This window comes from Actinoplanes sp. NPDC026623 (genome assembly GCF_040638275.1).
Taxonomy (GTDB): Bacteria; Actinomycetota; Actinomycetes; order Mycobacteriales; family Micromonosporaceae; genus Actinoplanes.
This window is the reverse complement of the sequence record NZ_JBEZXZ010000384.1, coordinates 1-3,154: the sequence shown is the minus strand read 5'-3', so window position 1 is coordinate 3,154 and position 3,154 is coordinate 1. Positions and strand designations below refer to the sequence as shown.

Here is a 3,154-nt window from a genome sequence, read left to right as displayed (position 1 = left end):
TCTTCGCCACCGATCTGCTCGCGGTCGCCGGCATCGCGGCGCCGGCCGCCGGCGGCGACCCGCGGGAGCTGAGGGCGGCGCTGGCCGCGGCCGGCACCACGGTCGCCTGCCTGTGCGGCACCGACGAGGCGTACGCGGAGGAGGCCGACGCCGCCGCCCGGGCGCTGGCCGCGGCCGGCGCGACCGGGGTCTGGCTGGCCGGCCGCCCGGCGGAGCGGCCCGGCGTCACCGGGCACCTGTACGACGGGTGCGACGTGGCCGACGTGCTGGAGACCGTACTCAAGGAGCTGGAGATCGCATGACCATCCCGGACTTCGCCGACGTCGAACTGGGCGCCCCGGCGGCCGTGGCCGACGAGCCGGGCCGGCCGTGGCGCACCGCCGAGGGCATCGACGTGCGGCCCCGGTACGGCGTCGCCGACCTGGCCGGCCTCGACCTGGGCACGATGCCCGGCATGCCGCCCTACCTGCGCGGCCCGTACCCGGCGATGTACGCGACCCAGCCGTGGACCGTCCGCCAGTACGCGGGATTCTCCACCGCGGAGGAGTCGAACGCGTTCTACCGCCGCAACCTGGCCGCCGGGCAGACCGGCCTGTCGGTCGCGTTCGACCTGGCCACCCATCGCGGTTACGACTCGGACCATCCGCGGGTGGCCGGCGACGTCGGGATGGCCGGGGTCGCGGTCGACTCCATTCTGGACATGCGCCTGCTGTTCGCCGGAATCCCGCTGGAGCGCACCAGCGTCTCGATGACGATGAACGGCGCGGTCCTGCCGATCCTGGCGCTCTACATCGTGGCGGCCGAGGAGCAGGGCGTGTCGCCGGACCGGCTGGCCGGGACGATCCAGAACGACATCCTCAAGGAGTTCATGGTCCGCAACACCTATATCTATCCGCCGGTGCCGTCGATGCGGATCGTCGCCGACGTGCTCGCCTACACCGCCGCGCACATGCCGAGGTTCAACTCCATCTCGATCTCCGGCTACCACCTGCAGGAGGCCGGGGCGACCGCCGACCTGGAGCTGGCCTACACGCTGGCCGACGGCGTGGAGTACCTGGAGGCCGGGCTCGCGGCCGGGCTCGCGGTGGACGACTTCGCGCCCCGGCTGTCGTTCTTCTGGGGCATCGGGATGAACTACTTCACCGAGATCGCCAAGCTGCGGGCCGGCCGGCTGCTCTGGTCCGAGCTGGTCGGCGGCTTCGGCGCGGCCGACCCGAAATCGCTGGCCCTGCGCGCGCACTGCCAGACCTCCGGCTGGTCGCTGACCGCGCAGGACGTCTACAACAACGTCGTGCGCACCTGCGTCGAGGCGATGGCCGCGACACAGGGCCACACCCAGTCGCTGCACACCAACGCGCTGGACGAGGCCCTCGCCCTGCCGACCGAGTTCTCCGCCCGGATCGCCCGCAACACCCAGCTGCTGCTGCAGCACGAGACCGGCACCACCCGGGTGATCGACCCGTGGGGCGGCAGCGCGTACGTCGAGCGCCTCACCCACGAGCTGACCGGGCGCGCCCGCGCCCACCTGGCCGAGATCCGGGGCGCCGGCGGGATGGCCGCGGCGATCGCGGCCGGCATCCCGAAGCGCCGGATCGATGAGGCCGCGGCCCGCACCCAGGCCCGGATCGACGCGGGCCGGCAGCGGATCGTCGGCGTCAACGTCTTCGCTCCGGTCGCCGACCAGCCGCCCGAGGTGCGCAAGGTGGACAACACCGTAGCCCGGCAGCGGCAACTCGACCGGCTGCGCGAGCTGCGGGCCGGACGCGACGGCCAGGCCTGTGCGGCGGCGCTGGCCGCGCTCACCGAGGCGGCCGGCCGGACCGGCGACAACCTGCTCGCCCGCTGCGTCGCGGCGGCCCGGGCGGGCGCCACGGTCGGCGAGATGTCCGACGCGATGGAGGCCGTGTTCGGCCGCTACGAAGGCGACGTGCAGACCATCACCGGCGTCTACCGCGACGAGGCCGGCGACGGCGGCGGCATCGGCGTGGCCCGGGCGGCGGCCGACGAGTTCGCGGCGGCCGACGGCCGGCGCCCGCGGATCCTGATCGCGAAGATGGGCCAGGACGGCCACGACCGCGGCCAGAAGGTGGTGGCGACCGCGTTCGCCGACCTCGGCTTCGACGTCGACGTCGGCGCGCTGTTCCAGACCCCGGCCGAGGTGGCCCGGCAGGCGGTGGACTCCGACGTGCACGTGGTCGGCGTCAACTCGCTGGCCGGCGGGCACGGCACGCTCGTGCCCGAGCTGCGCGCCGAACTGGCCGCGGCCGGCCGGCCGGACATCATGATCGTGGTCGGCGGGGTGATCCCGCCCGGCGACGTCCCGGCGTTGCGGGCGGCGGGCGTGGCCGAGGTCTTCGGCCCGGGCACCGTGCTCGCCGACGCCGCGGTGCGGGTCCTGGCCGAGCTCGGCAAGCGCGGGTGAGCATCGATGTCGAGGCGTACGCCGCCGGGATCCGGGCCGGGCACCGGCACGTGCTGTCCCGCGCGCTCACCCTTGTCGAATCGGCACGCCCGGCCGACCGCGCGGCCGCCCGCCGCCTGCTGGAGCTGCTCGGACCGGGCGGGACGGCCCACCGGATCGGGATCAGCGGGGTGCCGGGCGGCGGCAAGTCGACGCTTGTCGACACGCTCGGCCGGCACCTGATCGCCGGCGGGCACCGGGTGGCGGTGCTGGCCGTCGACCCGTCGTCGTCGCGCACCGGCGGCAGCATCCTCGGCGACCGCACCCGGATGGCCGGGCTCGGCGCGCACGACGCGGCGTTCATCCGGCCCACGCCCAGCTCGGGCGCGCTCGGCGGGGTCGCCGACAGCACCCACGACGTGCTCGCCGTGGTCGAGGCGGCCGGCTACGACGTGATCCTGGTGGAGACCGTCGGGGTCGGCCAGTCGGAGACCGCGGTGGCCGACCTGGTCGACACGTTCCTGCTGGTCAGCGTGACCGGCACCGGCGACCGGCTGCAGGCCATCAAGATGGGCGTGCTGGAGTGGGCCGACGTCGTCGCGGTCACCAAGGCCGACGGCGCGAACGTGGCCGCGGCCCGGTCGACGGCCCGCGAGCTCGGCGCGGCGCTGCGGCAGGCGCACCGGGGCGCGGGGGGCCGCGCGGCCCCCCGGGGGTGATGTAGGGGCACCGAGAATTCGGGCCTCGCCGGGG

At 75.2% G+C, this 3,154-nt stretch carries 2 protein-coding genes and 1 pseudogene; all 3 read left to right on the top strand.

Going from position 1 to position 3,154, the window contains the following annotated elements:
* Positions 1 to 302: pseudogene (locus AB0F10_RS44970) on the top strand (hypothetical protein); the annotation flags it as partial.
* On the top strand, positions 299 to 2,422 hold the full coding sequence (gene scpA, locus AB0F10_RS44965) for a methylmalonyl-CoA mutase (protein WP_360640651.1): 2,124 nt from the start codon (positions 299 to 301) through the stop codon (positions 2,420 to 2,422). The pseudogene AB0F10_RS44970 and the gene scpA, both read left to right, overlap by 4 nt.
* Positions 2,419 to 3,120, top strand: coding sequence for a methylmalonyl Co-A mutase-associated GTPase MeaB (meaB, locus tag AB0F10_RS44960; RefSeq protein ID WP_360640650.1), 702 nt, complete (start codon positions 2,419 to 2,421; stop codon positions 3,118 to 3,120). The genes scpA and meaB overlap by 4 nt, the downstream gene beginning before the upstream one ends.
* Positions 3,121 to 3,154 lie beyond the last annotated feature (34 nt).